The organism is Gloeocapsa sp. DLM2.Bin57, assembly GCA_007693955.1.
Taxonomy (GTDB): Bacteria; Cyanobacteriota; Cyanobacteriia; order Cyanobacteriales; family Gloeocapsaceae; genus Gloeocapsa.
In genome coordinates, this window is record RECR01000083.1 from 35,353 (window position 1) to 51,154 (window position 15,802).

Sequence of the window (15,802 nt, forward strand, 5' to 3'; positions counted from 1 at the left end):
GATAAACACTCCTATGGAGGTGAGAAGATAGTGTATCAACAACTAGAATCACCACCAACCAACCAAGGTACAGTAGTTGCCATTCGCGGAAGTGTCGTAGATATAGCTTTTGACGATACTTTACCTGAAATATTTACTGTACTTAAAACAGGAGAAAATCAAGACATTCTCGTTGAAGTCTTTACTTATCTAGATAGTCATTTAATCAGGGGTTTGGCTTTAACCCCTACCCAAGGATTAGCTAGAGGAACAAAAGTTATTGATACAGGTCATTCTTTACAAGTTCCCGTAGGTAATCGACTCTTAGGAAGAATGTTAAACACTTTTGGGGAAACTCTTGATCATGAACAACCCCTTACAGGTGGAGAATGGCGCTCAATTTATGGCGCTGGAATACCCCTGAAAGAAAGATCAACTACTACCGAAATTTTTTACACAGGAATCAAAGCGATTGATGTTCTCTCACCTATTGAAAGGGGAGGTAAAGCGGGGTTATTTGGAGGTGCAGGAGTAGGAAAAACCGTCTTAATCAGCGAACTCATTCATAATTTGGTTGCTCACTATCAGGGAATTAGCATCTTTTGTGGGATTGGGGAACGTTCCCGAGAAGGTGAAGAACTCTATAGAGAGATGAAAGAAGCGGGAGTATTAGACAATACTGTAATGATTTTTGGTCAGATGAACGAATCTCCTGGGGTTCGTTTTCGGGTAGGTCACGCAGCCTTAACTATTGCTGAATATTTCCGCGATGATCAACAACGAGATGTTCTGTTAATGATTGATAATATCTTTCGCTTTATTCAAGCAGGTGCAGAAGTTTCGGGTTTAATGGGTAAATTACCCTCTCGTGTTGGTTATCAACCTACCCTAGGTACTGAATTAGCCGAATTAGAAGAAAGAATCTGTAACACTTCCCAAGGAACAATTACTTCTGTACAAGCTGTTTATGTACCCGCTGATGATTTCACCGATCCCGCTGCTGTACATACTTTCTCTCATTTAAGTGCTTCTATAGTACTATCTCGTAAACGCGTTAGTGAAGGACTCTATCCCGCGATTGATCCTCTACAATCAGGATCTCAAATCCTCACACCCCAAGTAGTGGGCGATCGCCATTATCAAATAGCCCAAGCAATCCGCGCAACTCTCGCTAATTATGAAGAACTAAAGGATATCATTGCTATCCTAGGTTTAGATGAATTAGCAGGGAGTCAACGACAAATAGTCTATCGCGCGAGAAGACTAGAAAGATTTCTTACTCAACCTTTTTTTACTACTGAACAGTTTACGGGATTAAAAGGTACTAGCGTTAAACTAGAACAAGCTTTAACGGGTTGTGAACGGATTCTCAACGATGAATTTAACGATTATCCCGAAGAGTCTCTCTATATGATTGGTGACATTAATCAAGTTAAAAAACTATGAAATTAAAAGTCCTTGTCCCTGATCAAGTTATTCTTGAGGAAGAAGTCAGTAAAATCATTGCTGAGGGGGCTAATGGTAGTTTTTGTCTTTTACCTCATCATCTAGACTTAGTAACGGTTTTAGTTCCCGGGATATTAGAGTTTACGCACTCAACCAGAGAATATCTAGCTATAGATGAAGGAATCTTAGTTAAACATCAACAGGAAGTTTTGGTATCCACCCTTAACGCAGTGAGAAGTAATTGTCTCGAAAGTCTCAAACAAACCCTAGCTGAACATTTTCAGGTATTAGATGAACAAGAAAAACTCACTCGTTCGGCTTTAGCTAAGTTTGAAGCTAATATTATCCGTCATTTTGCGGAGATAGGTCAATTATGAATAAGTCTAGACCTTTTTGGCATAGTTTTCACCACCAAATTAGTAAAAAAACTCAACGCAAACTCAAAGCTAGACAAGAAGCTAAAACCGTTTGGTTTGGTTTGGGTATGTTTGGTATGGTAGGTTGGTCTGTAAGTATTCCTATCTTAATTGGTATCGCGATCGGTAGTTGGATAGATAAACATTTTGCTAGCCCCTATTCTTGGACTTTAATGTTTTTATTTATTGGTGTGGTTGTGGGGTGTTTTAACGCTTGGTATTGGATTAGTAAAGAAAGCAAAATTAAATAGCAGTCAAAAACTATGAATCTAACTCCAGATCAAATCATTCTTTGGCAACGAGGATTTATCACTATCAATGCTACTCTAGTTTTTACTTGGCTAGTTATGGCTTTACTAGTCTTATTTTCTTGGTTAGTCACCCGTAAACTTTCCCCAAAAATCAGTATTAGTCGAGGACAAAATATTTTAGAAGTAATAGTCTTAACTATTAATCAACAAATTGAGGAAATCAGCCAACAAAAAGCAGATGATTATTTACCTTTTATTGGGACTTTGTTTATTTTTATCGCTGTTTCCAATCTTTTAACAATTTTCCCTGGTTATCATCCACCCACAGGTTCACTATCTACTACTGTTGCTTTGGCTATTTGTGTTTTCTTTGCTGTTCCCTTCTACGGTATCAAAAAACAAGGATTATTGAACTATTTCAAACGTTACTATCTTCAACCTACACCGATTATGTTGCCTTTTAATATTATTGGTCGGTTTTCTAATACGATTTCTTTATCAGTTAGACTATTTGGTAATGTCATGAGTGGCACGATGATTGTAGCTATCCTCTTATCTATCGCTCCTCTATTTTTACCAATAGTTATGCAAGCTATGGGGTTAATAACTGGTTTGATTCAAGCTTTTATTTTTGCTATTTTAGCTACGGTTTTTATTAGTGCAGCTACACAAGTAGAAGCAAAAGATTTAAATACAATTGAGGAAACAAAATCATGAATACTCTAACTATTATCGCTGCTATTTCTATCTTTACAGCTGGTATAACTATGGGTATAGGCTCTATAGGCTCAGCTTTAGGGGAAGGAAGAGCATTATCTCAAGCTTTAATCGCTTTAGCCCAACAACCAGACGAAGCTAATACAATTACCCGAACTCTTTTTGTGGGAATGGCTTTAATAGAATCTACATCTATTTATTGTTTAGTAATTAGTTTAATCTTGATTTTTGCTAATCCTTTTTGGGGTTATTTTTTAAGTCACAGTGGAGGCTAAATTATGCTGATTGATGGCTTTACTATTTTCGCTCAAATAGTTAATTTTTTGATTTTAGTTGCTCTGTTAAAGCATTTTCTTTATCAACCAATTCTGAAGGCGATGGAGCAAAGAGAGTCCAATATTAAAAACCGTGTTAGAGAAGCTTCTCTACAACTAGAAAACGCCGAAAATCAAGCTTTAATCTATCAAAAAAAACAACGAGAATTAGAAGCTAAAAAAGAAGCTTGGTTATCAGACGCTCAAGCAGAAGTAAGGGAAGAGAAAGAAAGACTTTTACAACAAGTTAAAGAAGAAGTAGAAGAGGTAAAGTTAGTACTATCTCAACAATTAGAGAGAGAAAAAGAAGCTTATTTAGATAACTTTCAGCAACAAATTAGTCAACAAGTTATCTCGATTACTCGTCAGATTTTGAAAGATTTAGCTAATAGGGATTTGGAGGAAGAAATAATTAATGTCTTTAGACAAGGTTTAACTGATAAGAAATTATCCCTTAGCGAGCCAATTATTATTAAAACCACTTTTGCTTTAACTTCAGAACAACAACAAAAATTACTGGAGGTTTTAGCACAAAATCAAGTTGAGTTTCAAACCTTACCAGGGTTAATCTGTGGTATTGAATTAAGCAATCAAAGTTATCAATTAACTTGGAATGTTGAACAATATTTACAGGGATTAGAACAAGCCCTAAAATGTAAAAGTTATCTTGCTTAAAGATTCAATATGTCTAACCAAATACCCAATTTAAAAACCTTTGTTACCGAAAGTTTGCAAACAACCAATGATATTGTTAGCAATTATTATCCTCAATTAGAAGTAGCAGAAATTGGCAAGATTACTTATCTAGGAGAAGGTATCGCTAAAGCAACTGGGTTACCATCAGTAGGAATTGAAGAGTTAGTAGAATTACCAGAAAATCAATTAGCGATGGTGTTTAATCTAGATCCAGAAGAAGTAGGATTAATTCTTTTAGATAAAAGTCGAACTATTACAGCAGGTTGTCAAGTAAGACGTACAGGTAGAGTATTAGATACACCAGTAGGAGAAAGTTTATTAGGTAGGGTTGTAGATGGGATAGGTCGTCCTCTTGATGGTGAGGGTACTATTGTACCAGTAGAATTACGTCCGATTGAAAAACCAGCACCAAAAATAATGGCAAGAGCCCCAGTTACAGTACCCTTACAAACGGGTATAAAAGTAATTGATGCTTTAATTCCCATCGGAAAAGGACAACGAGAGTTAATTTTAGGCGATCGTCAAACGGGAAAAACCGCGATCGCCCTAGATACTATTCTCAATCAAAAGGGTAAAAATGTTATTTGTATTTATTGTGCTATTGGTCAACGTAGTTCAGCGGTAGCTAAAATTATTGCTCAGTTAAAATCACGAGATGCTCTGAGTTATTCTATTGTAGTGGTAGCTTCGGGAGATAGTACTCCAGGATTGCAGTACGTCACTCCCTACGCAGCTACTACTATGGCTGAGTATTTTATGGATCAAGGAAAGGACGTTTTAATTATCTATGATGATTTGATTCAACACGCGAGAGCGTATCGAGAATTATCTTTGTTATTACGTCGTCCTCCCGGAAGAGAAGCTTTCCCTGGTGATATATTTTATATCCATTCTCGTTTATTGGAAAGAGCGACTCATTTACGTCCCGAGTTTGGGGGTGGATCTCTAACCGCTTTACCCATTGTAGAAACCGAAGCACAAAATTTATCCGCTTATATCCCTACTAACTTGATTTCCATTACCGATGGACAAATTTATCTCACCCCTACCTTATTTCAAAAGGGTATTTTACCCGCGGTAGATGTGGGTAAGTCTGTATCGAGAGTAGGTGGAAAAACCCAATTACCCGCTTATCGAGAGGTAGCAGGTGCTTTACGGTTATCCTACGCTCAATTTACAGAATTAGAGGCTTTTTCTCGTTTTGATACTAGATTAGATAGTAAAACTCGTCAAACCCTAGAAAGAGGACGTAGAGTTACAGAGGTATTAAAACAGTCTTGTTATCAACCCATACCAGTAGCTGAACAAATCATAGTCTTATTAGCGGTTACCCATGGTTTTTTTGATTCTCTACCCTTAGCAGAAATAGCTACAGCAGAAAGTATGATCCGTCAAAACTTTAGAGAAAGGTTACCCCGTATCTGTGAACGTATCGAAAGGGGAGAAAAACTAACCCACCATGATTTAACACATATTCATCAACTTTTTTCATTATGCCATCTTTAGAAACCTGGAAACGAAAAATAGAGACTGTAGAAGATTTACAGTTAGTGGTTAAAACCATGAAAGCTTTAGCTGCGGTTAATATTCATCAATACGAGAAAGCTGTAAACTCCTTAATTGAATATGAACGCACTTTGACGATGGGGATACAGATTTTACTCAAAAATCATCCCCAAGCGTTATTAAGTATGAAAGCAATCGTTAATCAAAGATTAGCTGTGGTTGTCTTTGGATCAGATCAGGGTATGTGTGGTCAATTTAACGAAAAAATAACTCAATTTACTTTAGATAATCTTGAATCAGTAGAGTATCCCTGGGTTTTAACTATAGGGGGAAGAATTAGCGATCGCCTCGAAGCTAAAGGTTATCAGAGTCAACTATGTTTAAGAGTACCTAGTTCTTTAACTGGAATTACCACAATTGTACAAGAGATTGTCATAACTCTAGAAGATTGGCTTAGAGAAAAACAGATCAATCAGATTTGGGTATTTTATAATCAATTTCAGTCGGGGGTAGTTTATCACCCTGAAAAGGTGCAGATTTTTCCGTTAAATTTAGTCTGGTTACGTGAGTTACAACGTCAAAAATGGGTTTCTTCTACCTTACCCATGATCACTCTTCCCCCCAAATTTTTAGCTTCTGCTTTATTTCGTCAATATTTCTTTGTTTGTCTTTATCGCGCTTGCGCAGAATCCCTCGCTAGTGAAAACGCTAGTCGTCTCGCTTCGATGCAAGCTGCTGAAAAGAATATTACTGAGAGATTAACCGAGTTACAAGCACAATTTCAACATCAACGTCAAACTAATATTACTGAAGAGTTATTAGATATTATCGCTGGTTTTGAAGCACTAAGTTATACTAGTATTTGACGTGCGGAATGTCGGATTCAGGCTAGATAATAGAAGTACATATTAAGTATGGAAAATCCACTCTTGACTGTGGACTTTCCAGTTTCTTAAAGATTCTCTTGCCAATCTAGACGCACAAAATAAGCTTCACGTCCCCAAAAGTCTTTACTCAGACTGATGTTAACTAATTTAAGGTTAAAAGGAATCCCTGTCGTAAGATATTTTTGCACTGAACTACCTATTTCTGGTGCTAGTTGTAAACTCAAATTAGCTGCTACACCCAAACCGAGTAATTGGGTTAAGGGATTGCGAGGTAAAAGTAGATGAGTTCCTATAGCTAAACCTGTAGCTAAAACCATGGCTACTGATAAATTAGTGCCACAACGTGGGTGAATTGCTAAGTTCCATTCTCCCTTTTGTAAACGTTGTAAAGCGTTATTGACTGCTCTTTTGAGATGATCTAGATTAACCTGACCATAGAGATAAAATCCTTTTTCTGTGGATAATCCTCCTAGGCTTTGGTTATCTGTTCCCTGACTTAGTAGCCAAATTGTCCCGTGTTCTAATGCGTGTACTTGTCGAAGTGTGAGTAATTCTTGTAAGCCAGGAATAAACCCTAAATTTTGTAGTAATTCGCTGTCTTGTTCACGACGAGGTTGAAAATAGGGAGTTTCCCAAAAACTTTGATTAGTAGTGCTATTCATAGATACTCCTAGAGATTAAGGATAAAAACTCAATTTAGGTAACCCTAGGGTTTCTTCCCAACCCATCATCAGGTTGAGACATTGTACAGCTTGACCCGCTTGACCTTTAATTAGGTTATCAATCGCTGACATGACGATAACGCGATCGGTACGGGTGTCAACTTCTAAACCGATATAACAGAGATTTGTTCCCCAAGCCCATTTAGTTTGAGGATAGATACCATTGGGTAAAATTTTCACAAAGGGAGAGTAACGGTAAAAAGCGCTATAAATGGTCAGTAAATCATCTCTAACTAAACCAGGATCGCGTAATGTTCCATAGACCGTAGCTAAGATACCGCGTACCATGGGGATTAAATGGGGGGTAAACTGAATTTTCACCTCAAATCCACTTAAATCTGTACAGATTTGTTCTATCTCTGGTGTATGTCTATGTTTAGCTACACCATAAGCTCCTAAACTCCCTTCTGCTTCGGCTAGAAGTAAGTTAGTTTTGGCTTGGCGTCCCCCTCCCGATGCTCCCGATTTGGCGTCGATAATCGCTGTTTCGGGTAAGATTAGACCTTGTTTAAATAAGGGTGCTAACGCTAGTAAACTAGCGGTAGGATAACAACCCGGACAACCAATTAGTTGACCTCCTTTAATTTTATCTCGATATAGTTCTGGTAAACCATAAACGGCGGTTGAGGCGATCGCCTGGTCATGACGTTCTTCTTTATACCAGCTAACATAGGTATCTAGGTTAAAAAAGCGATAATCTGCCGATAAGTCTAACACTTGACAACCTTTGGCTAATAATTGCCCAGCCATTTGACAAGCTAAACCATTGGGTAAACCTAGAAACACTACCTCACAACGAGAAGCGATTAGGTCTAGATCGATACTTTCTACGGTTAGATTAAAAGAATGGGTTAAATGGGGATAGATTTCAGCGTATTGTTTACCCGCGCTACTATCTCCCCCTAGATACACGATTTCTACTTCGGGATGGTCGAGGAGTATTCTGACAAGTTGTATTCCACCGTATCCGGAAGCGCCGATAATTCCTACTGGTATTTTTGGTTTGCTCATAAATTTATCTTCAGCTTTTTAAACATTTTAAGCATAGTAAGTGAGATACTTCTACAGCAAATTAAGTAGTATAGTAAACTAATTTGAGCTAACAGCCCGGAGCTTCTAGCTTCATAGGTTGGTACAATACTCTTATTTCTTATTAAGGTCTAATAATTAATGGTCAGAAAATTTAGGAGCAGATGCAGTAGATTAGGCGATCGCCGAAGGTCTTGATCTCGATGGTTCACCAATTCCTGAACAGAAACTGAAGTTAGATCAACAGGTGATGGCTTTAGAAGCGGGGAGACAACGTAGCGGGGTGAGTAATACTATGCGCTCTCGGATCGTGCGGATTGGGGCTAAACATCTCCCCCAAGCTGAGTTGAATCAATTCTCAAAGATAAAGAAATAGCCTTCTACTATAACTCTTAGTGGTCATTTCCGTTGTATAATGGAATGTTTATCAGATTGAACAGGAGCAATTTTTTATGGCACAAATGTATTATAATGAAGATGCCAATCTAGATTTATTGACTGATAAAACTGTAGCTATTATTGGTTATGGTTCTCAAGGTCACGCTCACGCTCTTAACCTTAAAGATAGTGGGATTAATGTTATAGTTGGGTTATACCCTGGCAGTAAATCTACCCCTAAAGCTGAAGCTGCGGGTTTAAGGGTTTATAACGTTGCTGACGCTTCGGCTAAAGCTGATTTAATCATGATTTTACTACCTGATGAGGTGCAAAAAAGCGTCTATACCCAGGAAATTCTCCCTAATCTCAGTGAGGGTAAGATCCTAGCATTTGCTCATGGTTTTAATATACATTTTGGTCAGGTTGTTCCTCCTGAATTTGTCGATGTGATTATGGTAGCACCAAAAGGACCAGGACATCTAGTTAGACGTACCTACGAACAAGGAGAAGGTGTCCCCTGTTTATTCGCAGTGTATCAAGACGCTTCAGGTCAAGCACGCGATCGCGCTATGGCTTATGCTAAAGGTATTGGTGGTACACGCGCAGGTATCCTAGAAACTACTTTCGGTGAAGAAACCGAAACCGATTTATTCGGGGAACAAGCGGTGTTATGTGGTGGTTTAACCGCGTTAATCAAATCAGGATTTGAAACCCTCGTAGAAGCGGGTTATCAACCTGAATTAGCTTATTTTGAATGTCTCCACGAAGTTAAGTTAATCGTTGACTTAATCGTAGAAGGCGGATTAGCGAAAATGCGTGATAGTATTTCTAATACAGCAGAATACGGTGACTATACCCGTGGTCCACGCTTGGTTAATGACGCCACCCGCGCTGAAATGCGTCAGATTCTTAAAGAAATCCAAGCTGGTCAATTTGCGCGGGAATTCGTCCTGGAAAATCAAGCGGGTAAACCAGGATTTACAGCTATGAGACGTCAAGAAGCAGAACACCCAATCGAAGTAGTGGGTAAAGATTTACGCGCTATGTTTAGCTGGTTGAAGAAATAGGAAATTATCAATAGCGTGGTAGAGTTAATTTTAACCGCGCTATTTATTTTCTTTCGATTTGCCTGATAATTTCATCGTTTCTACCGTAAGGACTTTCTATCTCTTTGTCGGGGAAGATACTGACTAGATAGTTATTAATTTTTTGACGAGTGGAACTGCTATATTGACCTAGATTTGCTGGGAGGAAACTATCCCCTACCGCTACATAAGCTACTAGCAACAGGGGAACAATCTTCCCTAAACTACTTTTGAGCATAAAACTACCCCAATTAACTAAGTATTTGTACTAAGAAAAAGTTGGTTTTTACTAATACTAACCTGCTCCCTAGTATAGCTTGATAAATTAGTTAATGGCAAGGGATCTTAAAGGGAAAAGGGGGGAGAAGGGAGAGGGGAGAATTCCGAAGAAAGGAATACGGAATACCGTTCCACCGTTCCACCTAATACCTAACCTCCTCGGAACCCTATATTATTCGTCTTCTAAATCTTCTCTAGTAGCGGCAACACCGCCACTAACGGTAACTAAATCGATTTGTTGACGATAATAATCGACGCTTTTGACTTCAACTTCTACGTATTCTCCTAATTTATAAGCGGTATGATTTTTACGTCCTATTAGACAACTATGACGTGAACGATATTCATACCAATCGTCTTTGAGAGAACTAACGTGGACTAAACCTTCAACTAAAAGGTCTTCTATTTCTACAAAAAAGCCATAGGATTGAACACCAGTAATTAAACCTTTAAAAATCTGACCTGTACGTTCTTTCATTTTTTCAGCTTTTTTCAATCCTCTTAAGTCTTTTTCTGCGTCTTCGGCTATTTTTTCCCTTTCGTTAAGATGATGAATAATATGGTGTAACTCTTCTTCTAGTTCTTTTTGTAAAGAGGGTGGTAAAACACTCCAACTGATTTGACCATGACAACTATTACTGTATAAATCAACACCTTTTTTGGAGTTACTACTACGGCGATCGCGTCCTTGGCTAAATAAAGCTTTAATTATTCTTTGATTCCATAAATCAGCGTAGCGTTGTCCTGGTGAGATAAAATGAGTATATTCATCTTGATAAGCTAAACCAAAATGGTTACCAGGTTTACTGCTATATTTAACAGCTTTTAAAGTTCCTAAGAGTAAATGATTGAGGACTTTACGAGAAGGAGATTTAGCGAAAACTTCCGTTAGATGGCGACAATCTTCGGGTAAAATATCTTCATCGCTACTCAGACTCATATCTAAGCCGAGATTAACACCTAATTTGAGTAAATCTTCTAATTCATCCCAATCGGGTACGGATTGATGAGAAAAGATTCCAGGGAGATTAAGTGCGTATAGATGTTCAGCGAAGAGTTTACCTGCTAGAATAATCATCTCACTTAATTGCGCTCTTACCGCTAAACTAGAATCAACGATAATTACGCCGCTTCTTCCTTCGTCTTTATAGGGGGGTTGACTTTGATTGAGGGTTATTTCAAAACTACCTCTTAAGGATCGTTGGGCTTTAACTTCGGGTATAATTTTTTCAAACAATTGGGTTAGTTTTTCTTTTAGCGGCAACATTTCTGCAGCTGTTTCCTCGTCACTAGCTAAAAGAGACTGTATCTGTTGATAGGTTAAATGTTGATCTACTTTAATAACGCTTGGGAAAATGTTATATTCTTTTACTTGTCCTGATTGATCTAAAGTAATGACAATAGAAACTGTCAAATGTTCTGTTTCTGGGGTTAGACTATAAAGGTTTTTAACTGCTTCGGGAAATAAGGGTAAAATTCTCTCTCCTAAATAGATAGAAGTACCTCTTTTTTCTGCTTCTTCAATTAAGGGTGAATCTTCCTGAAGATAATGGGCTATATCTACGACATGAATACCAAATTCCCAGTCACCTGTAGGGGTAGTTTCTAGGGTAAAAGCGTTTTCTCGCCAATTATTCAGCGCGTCAGAATCTGATTCTATCGTAATAGTGGGAATTGCGCGCAAATCCTGACGACTTTCTAAATCCTCACTAGTAATTGTTTTAGTTAATTCTTGGGCTAGATTGAGAAGACTATCAGAGAAATCTTGGGGTAAGTCGTGTTTACAGCTAACTATATCTGTATCTGCTGCTGCTTCAGCGTCACTACCTAGGATACGGGTAATTTTAGCTAGAGGTGGATATTGTCCTATCGGATAGCGTAATACATTGATGTGCACTAAATGCTCAATAGCATCAGCAGGATTATTACCATTAGCTATTAATTGTAGTTCAAAAAGCAGGCGATCGTCTAGGGGAATAGCGATAAAGTCTTCATCTTCTTGGATTACCCTAGCTAGTAAGGAGGGGTTAGCCCTTTCTAAGATTAACCTAACTTCTCCTTCGGGTGAACGTTTTCTTGTCCCTTCTTTGGTGACTTTAACTAAAACGCGATCGCCATTCCAAGCGTTACTTAGATTACTTTCACGTACATAAATATCTTCTGCTTCTTCCTCATCTTGAATTGCGAAGCAAAACCCTTTACTCGAACATCTGAGTTTAGCTTCGATTAACTCTTCTGTATTGTTGCGACGGTATTTACCCCTTTCTTTAGCGATTATACCTAATTTTTCTAAAGCATCTAGGGCTATTTGTAATTTTTCTCTACTGATTTCGTCTTGACAATCGAGATTTTTTTCGAGAATTTTACCTGCAACTAATTTATTTTCACTAAATTGGGCTAAAAGTGTAGCGATAGAAAATTCCATTCAAAATCATCCTTGGTACTAAGTTGTCTATTCCAGGTCAAAAAACGAGTAATGGAGAAAGTTCGTCTTCTACCCTTGGGTTAAACTAAAATTTTTGGCTTTTTGTAACGGAAAAATTGTAGTTATGCTAACATCATAATTTATTTTAGCCCACATTAGAGTTTAGAGTAACCCTCGATAACGAATAAAAATTAAAATCACAGCCCAAGAACCCAAAGCTACTTTCAGAGCGACTAAGATATTTAAAATAGGAATAATCCCACCACTAACTAAAGTACCTAATTCACCTTGGGGTAAAGCGAAACCACAAAGAGTCAATATTGCTAAAAAAATAAAAATCACTACCGAGACTTTTTCCCAGATAGCTGCTGAAAAACGTAGATAGATTGCTTGTAACCATTCTGGAGAAGCTGTAATGGCTATCAATCCAATAGCTGTACCTCCTGCTACTCCTGCAGCAAAACCACCACCGGGACTTAAATGACCTCTAATCGCTAATTCAATACTCACTAACGCACTTATTGTAGCACCTAAACGAGCTAAAACGATCGAAGGTTCATCGGTGAAGCGTTCTACTTTTACTAGGGGTTTTTCGTTGGAGACTAGATAACCTGCACCTAAAATAGCTAGAGTAAATACCACTACCTCAAAGACAGTATCATAGAGGCGATTGCGAAAAATTATCCCTGTTACCGCATTGGGAACGCCACTATCTGCTACTATCCCTTCTATATATACATAGGATTCTTCTACATCTACTGCGGGATTAGGAATAACTAACATCTTGATAAATAGCGCGATACCTGCGAGTATATATATCCATCTCATGGGTGTTTTTGCTCCGTTGTTTTACAATAATCAAGACTTAGGTTGGTGGAATTCCAATCGCGATCGCTTGCGATAATGTCATAGAGTCGTTGAACTCTTATACTGGTAAGATAAACCTGGTCAGTTTCTAAACAGGTAGCGTGTATTTCTTTGGCTAAGAGAGCTTTTTCTAAGGCTACGTCGTCTTCATAGGGGACTAATTCTAGACGCATGTGACGTTTAACGAGGATTTGACGCAAACTAGCTAATATTCTTTGAAAATCAACGTTTTTATTATTCTTACTTCCTTCTAGTACGCCTAAACGCATAATCAGTGAAGAACGTACCGCTACTACATAAAGGGTTATGGAGAGCATTGTACCTACTAAAGCTTCGGTTAAAGCTACGTCAGCTCCACCTAAGACAGCGTAAACCATCGCAGCTATTGCACCTAATACCCCACGGATAACTAAAGCGTGGTAGGGGTTAACTTGGATGACTACCAAGATTGCGCTCAAGGGTAATAACGCTACAATAAAATAAATATATGGTTCATTCATTGCTATCCTCAATATTACTACTAGAACAATAAGCTAATACGTAACCCAGTACTGTATTCCAAATCGCTAAAGAAATTATCCCTAAAATCAATAAGGGCCATTCTCGGGGTATCTTGATTAATAATCCTATCACGATTAACATTGAGCCTAGGGTATCAGAAACTGAGAGACTATGGAGTTTAAATAACACTGAGCGATCGCTCAGTAAATGAGATGTCCCCCAAAACCACAAAAATAAACCGATAATTATTAAGAAATTACTCAACAGATTGCTCATAATCATAATCATTGATGCGTTTAATTAACTGTGCTAATAACATTAAAGCTGCATTCCCTACACTGAGAATAATGATACCTACTACCCCAATCATCCAATCGTCATGCCAAACTGAGATAACTAAAATCATGATGGATGTTTTGGTAGCAATACTGGCGAAAGCTAACATTTTTTGCCAAATCTCGTCATATTGCCAAGATTGATAAATGGGGATTAACAAACTTACAATCATGGTAATAATTAATATATTCATTGTTTTTACCTTTTAACCCAATGTACTTGATACCAACCGTTTTGATCATATCTAACTACTATCGTTTTTGGTGTGAAAGTAATTAGAAAGATATCTAGAAAAATTAACCCTGGTGTTCGTGCTGGTTTCACTCTTTCTCTAAGTATTTCTTCACGATTATGGGGACGAAAGATAATTTCTATAGCTTCTTTATAAGCAATGGGAATCGCTGCGACAATTTTAACCAGAATATCTATCCATTCTTTTAAGGTTTCTTTTTGGACACGTCCTTGGGGTAAAATCAGAGCAATAGTCACACCAATGACGATATTAACTAAACTCAAATCCGAGGTTAACAAAAACCAAATAGCTAAGCGTAAAACCAAATTGAGAGGATTAATTCTCATACTGTTAACACCATCCAAAATATTAGAATCAACATTAAACTCATAAAACCAATTAGGTTGTCAAATTGTTCTAAAACCCGATTTAAGGTTATATTGATTTTGCGGAAAATTAGCCCATAAGCTAAACAACCTGCCAAGATAATTATTAAAGCTTTGCTTAAATTAGCTATGGTATAAGCTTCTAAATAGAAAGCATTCCCTAAGCATAAACCAACTATTAAAACAATTACTCCAGACCAAAAAGTTGGTCTAACCTGTTGTTTTCCTCCAAAGGGTAAAAAGATAAATTTAGCGTAAACTATCGATGTAGAAACAGCTGCTATATTCATGATTACAATTTGCCAAGGTAACAGGTTTTTAACTGTTAAACTTTTAGCTGCAAAACCTACTAATAGAGGAAATCCCATCATCGATAAACTCGCTATAGTTAACACTATCCAGAGAGGAGTATTGATTTTTTGGCGTTCTAATTCTCGAAAATCTCGACTTGGTAATGTTCCCGCTGTTAAGAAAAGCGACGCTTTAGCTAATCCATGACTTAACGCATAAAATCCCCCTACCGCGGGAGCTGCGAGAATCCAACCTAGTTGAGAAATAGTACTTAAAGCGAGGGTACGTTTGGTATCTTGTTCAAAAATGGCATAAACACCCCCAATCAGAGCCGTAGCCACTCCAAAAATCCTCAGAATCTCTCCCACCCCATCGCTAACCTCAGCGAAGCGTAAGAGGGGAAATACCCCGGCTTTCACCACAACTCCTGATAAGATAGCTGATACCGGTGTTTCTGATTCTGAATGGGTTAAGGGTAACCATAATCCTGAGATAAATACTCCTCCTTTGCTTAATAGTGCCATAATCATTAAAGCTAAGGCTTCTGGTGGAGCATTGTTTATCCCTGTTATGGCAAAGGAATAGTTAGCTTTATAGACTAATATTGCTCCTATTAGATAAAAAAGCATAGCTACGTTACTAATAAATAAATAACGTAATGCTACCCAAATTGAGCGATCGCTGCGAGGATAAGCAACTAATAAAAAAGCTGCTATACCAATTACTTCTAGCGCTACGTATATACTGATTAAATCAGCACAAATAAAGATAGCATTGACACTACCATGGAGAATGGTTAACTGAGTATAAAAAAACGCTGTTTTTCCAGTATGCCAACAGTATAAAATTACTGCTAGAGTTACTAAAGCGTTGGTGAGGATAAAATAACCACTTAATTGGTCAATTTCGAGAACCACACCAAAATTATCTAGTAGATCTAAATCTAAGGAGGTTTGAGAGATTAATAACCAAACTGCATAAACTATGGATAGACAAGCAGTGGTTAAGCTTAAATATGCTCCTAGTTTCGGGAAGAGATAAATAACAAATCCTAGTAAT

19 protein-coding genes and 1 pseudogene are annotated in these 15,802 nt (G+C 37.7%); 10 read left to right on the plus strand and 10 right to left on the minus strand.

The annotated features are described in order from the left end of the window. Positions 1–30 precede the first annotated feature (30 nt). The 8 genes from EA365_11020 to EA365_11055 are packed head-to-tail and all read left to right on the plus strand — an operon-like array spanning position 31 to position 6,191. On the plus strand, positions 31–1,425 hold the full coding sequence (locus EA365_11020; protein ID TVQ44100.1) for a F0F1 ATP synthase subunit beta: 1,395 nt from the start codon (positions 31–33) through the stop codon (positions 1,423–1,425). Further along, positions 1,422–1,802, plus strand: coding sequence for a F0F1 ATP synthase subunit epsilon (locus EA365_11025; protein ID TVQ44101.1), 381 nt, complete (start codon positions 1,422–1,424; stop codon positions 1,800–1,802). Before EA365_11020 ends, EA365_11025 begins: the two co-directional genes overlap by 4 nt. Next, complete coding sequence (locus EA365_11030) at positions 1,799–2,092, plus strand: ATP synthase subunit (protein ID TVQ44102.1); 294 nt, start codon at positions 1,799–1,801, stop codon at positions 2,090–2,092. Before EA365_11025 ends, EA365_11030 begins: the two co-directional genes overlap by 4 nt. A 12-nt stretch (positions 2,093–2,104) precedes the next feature. Next, complete coding sequence (locus EA365_11035; protein TVQ44103.1) at positions 2,105–2,809, plus strand: F0F1 ATP synthase subunit A; 705 nt, start codon at positions 2,105–2,107, stop codon at positions 2,807–2,809. Continuing rightward, entirely contained in the window at positions 2,806–3,084 is a 279-nt protein-coding gene (locus EA365_11040; protein ID TVQ44104.1) for a F0F1 ATP synthase subunit C, read from the plus strand. The genes EA365_11035 and EA365_11040 overlap by 4 nt, the downstream gene beginning before the upstream one ends. A 3-nt stretch (positions 3,085–3,087) precedes the next feature. Continuing rightward, a complete protein-coding gene (locus EA365_11045) occupies positions 3,088–3,798 on the plus strand; it encodes a F0F1 ATP synthase subunit B (GenBank protein TVQ44105.1) in 711 nt (236 codons plus the stop codon). A 9-nt stretch (positions 3,799–3,807) separates the two neighbouring features. Continuing rightward, positions 3,808–5,325 carry an alternate F1F0 ATPase, F1 subunit alpha gene (locus tag EA365_11050; GenBank protein ID TVQ44106.1) on the plus strand — a complete coding sequence of 506 codons (1,518 nt, stop codon included), beginning with the start codon at positions 3,808–3,810 and terminating at the stop codon, positions 5,323–5,325. Continuing rightward, positions 5,313–6,191, plus strand: a complete 879-nt coding sequence (locus EA365_11055; protein ID TVQ44107.1) for an ATPase F1F0 subunit gamma — start codon at positions 5,313–5,315, stop codon at positions 6,189–6,191. Before EA365_11050 ends, EA365_11055 begins: the two co-directional genes overlap by 13 nt. 86 nt (positions 6,192–6,277) lie before the next feature. Here EA365_11055 and EA365_11060 read toward each other — a convergent pair whose 3' ends face one another. Both EA365_11060 and EA365_11065 read right to left on the minus strand, forming a co-directional pair. Beyond that, on the minus strand, positions 6,278–6,874 hold the full coding sequence (locus tag EA365_11060) for a hypothetical protein (protein ID TVQ44108.1): 597 nt from the start codon (positions 6,872–6,874) through the stop codon (positions 6,278–6,280). 15 nt (positions 6,875–6,889) lie between these two features. Next, positions 6,890–7,945, minus strand: a complete 1,056-nt coding sequence (locus EA365_11065; GenBank protein TVQ44109.1) for an N-acetyl-gamma-glutamyl-phosphate reductase — start codon at positions 7,943–7,945, stop codon at positions 6,890–6,892. Between the two features lie 199 nt (positions 7,946–8,144). Between EA365_11065 and EA365_11070 the strand changes: the two are divergent. Next, positions 8,145–8,359 (plus strand): annotated as a pseudogene (locus tag EA365_11070) (DUF4090 family protein). Positions 8,360–8,424: 65 nt separating this feature from the next. Beyond that, positions 8,425–9,408, plus strand: coding sequence for a ketol-acid reductoisomerase (ilvC, locus tag EA365_11075; GenBank protein ID TVQ44121.1), 984 nt, complete (start codon positions 8,425–8,427; stop codon positions 9,406–9,408). A gap of 43 nt (positions 9,409–9,451) precedes the next feature. Here the strand turns inward: ilvC and EA365_11080 are convergent, their stop codons facing one another. The 8 genes from EA365_11080 to EA365_11115 all read right to left on the minus strand — a co-directional run. Then, complete coding sequence (locus tag EA365_11080; protein ID TVQ44110.1) at positions 9,452–9,664, minus strand: hypothetical protein; 213 nt, start codon at positions 9,662–9,664, stop codon at positions 9,452–9,454. 213 nt (positions 9,665–9,877) lie between these two features. Next, positions 9,878–12,130, minus strand: coding sequence for an RNB domain-containing ribonuclease (locus EA365_11085; GenBank protein ID TVQ44111.1), 2,253 nt, complete (start codon positions 12,128–12,130; stop codon positions 9,878–9,880). A 162-nt stretch (positions 12,131–12,292) separates the two neighbouring features. Beyond that, positions 12,293–12,958 carry a cation:proton antiporter gene (locus EA365_11090; GenBank protein ID TVQ44112.1) on the minus strand — a complete coding sequence of 222 codons (666 nt, stop codon included), beginning with the start codon at positions 12,956–12,958 and terminating at the stop codon, positions 12,293–12,295. Continuing rightward, positions 12,955–13,497 carry a DUF4040 domain-containing protein gene (locus EA365_11095; protein ID TVQ44113.1) on the minus strand — a complete coding sequence of 181 codons (543 nt, stop codon included), beginning with the start codon at positions 13,495–13,497 and terminating at the stop codon, positions 12,955–12,957. The genes EA365_11090 and EA365_11095 overlap by 4 nt, the downstream gene beginning before the upstream one ends. Next, positions 13,490–13,774 carry a sodium:proton antiporter gene (locus EA365_11100; GenBank protein TVQ44114.1) on the minus strand — a complete coding sequence of 95 codons (285 nt, stop codon included), beginning with the start codon at positions 13,772–13,774 and terminating at the stop codon, positions 13,490–13,492. Before EA365_11100 ends, EA365_11095 begins: the two co-directional genes overlap by 8 nt. Beyond that, positions 13,755–14,027 carry a hypothetical protein gene (locus EA365_11105; GenBank protein ID TVQ44115.1) on the minus strand — a complete coding sequence of 91 codons (273 nt, stop codon included), beginning with the start codon at positions 14,025–14,027 and terminating at the stop codon, positions 13,755–13,757. Before EA365_11105 ends, EA365_11100 begins: the two co-directional genes overlap by 20 nt. Positions 14,028–14,032: 5 nt before the next feature. Then, positions 14,033–14,413 carry a cation:proton antiporter gene (locus tag EA365_11110; protein ID TVQ44116.1) on the minus strand — a complete coding sequence of 127 codons (381 nt, stop codon included), beginning with the start codon at positions 14,411–14,413 and terminating at the stop codon, positions 14,033–14,035. Beyond that, the coding region (locus EA365_11115) for a cation:proton antiporter (protein ID TVQ44117.1) at positions 14,410–15,802 on the minus strand (1,393 nt) is incomplete at its 5' end. The genes EA365_11110 and EA365_11115, both read right to left, overlap by 4 nt.

What these genes read in the sequence shown, in the direction of transcription:
- EA365_11025 (TVQ44101.1), top strand. Translation starts at nt 1,422, where the DNA reads ATGAAATTAAAAGTCCTTGTCCCTGATCAAGTTATTCTTGAGGAAGAA.
- EA365_11030 (TVQ44102.1), top strand. Translation starts at nt 1,799, where the DNA reads ATGAATAAGTCTAGACCTTTTTGGCATAGTTTTCACCACCAAATTAGT.
- EA365_11035 (TVQ44103.1), top strand. Translation starts at nt 2,105, where the DNA reads ATGAATCTAACTCCAGATCAAATCATTCTTTGGCAACGAGGATTTATC.
- EA365_11040 (TVQ44104.1), top strand. Translation starts at nt 2,806, where the DNA reads ATGAATACTCTAACTATTATCGCTGCTATTTCTATCTTTACAGCTGGT.
- EA365_11045 (TVQ44105.1), top strand. Translation starts at nt 3,088, where the DNA reads ATGCTGATTGATGGCTTTACTATTTTCGCTCAAATAGTTAATTTTTTG.
- EA365_11050 (TVQ44106.1), top strand. Translation starts at nt 3,808, where the DNA reads ATGTCTAACCAAATACCCAATTTAAAAACCTTTGTTACCGAAAGTTTG.
- EA365_11055 (TVQ44107.1), top strand. Translation starts at nt 5,313, where the DNA reads ATGCCATCTTTAGAAACCTGGAAACGAAAAATAGAGACTGTAGAAGAT.
- EA365_11060 (TVQ44108.1), bottom strand. Translation starts at nt 6,874, where the DNA reads ATGAATAGCACTACTAATCAAAGTTTTTGGGAAACTCCCTATTTTCAA.
- EA365_11065 (TVQ44109.1), bottom strand. Translation starts at nt 7,945, where the DNA reads ATGAGCAAACCAAAAATACCAGTAGGAATTATCGGCGCTTCCGGATAC.
- ilvC (TVQ44121.1), top strand. Translation starts at nt 8,425, where the DNA reads ATGTATTATAATGAAGATGCCAATCTAGATTTATTGACTGATAAAACT.
- EA365_11080 (TVQ44110.1), bottom strand. Translation starts at nt 9,664, where the DNA reads ATGCTCAAAAGTAGTTTAGGGAAGATTGTTCCCCTGTTGCTAGTAGCT.
- EA365_11085 (TVQ44111.1), bottom strand. Translation starts at nt 12,130, where the DNA reads ATGGAATTTTCTATCGCTACACTTTTAGCCCAATTTAGTGAAAATAAA.
- EA365_11090 (TVQ44112.1), bottom strand. Translation starts at nt 12,958, where the DNA reads ATGAGATGGATATATATACTCGCAGGTATCGCGCTATTTATCAAGATG.
- EA365_11095 (TVQ44113.1), bottom strand. Translation starts at nt 13,497, where the DNA reads ATGAATGAACCATATATTTATTTTATTGTAGCGTTATTACCCTTGAGC.
- EA365_11100 (TVQ44114.1), bottom strand. Translation starts at nt 13,774, where the DNA reads ATGAGCAATCTGTTGAGTAATTTCTTAATAATTATCGGTTTATTTTTG.
- EA365_11105 (TVQ44115.1), bottom strand. Translation starts at nt 14,027, where the DNA reads ATGAATATATTAATTATTACCATGATTGTAAGTTTGTTAATCCCCATT.
- EA365_11110 (TVQ44116.1), bottom strand. Translation starts at nt 14,413, where the DNA reads ATGAGAATTAATCCTCTCAATTTGGTTTTACGCTTAGCTATTTGGTTT.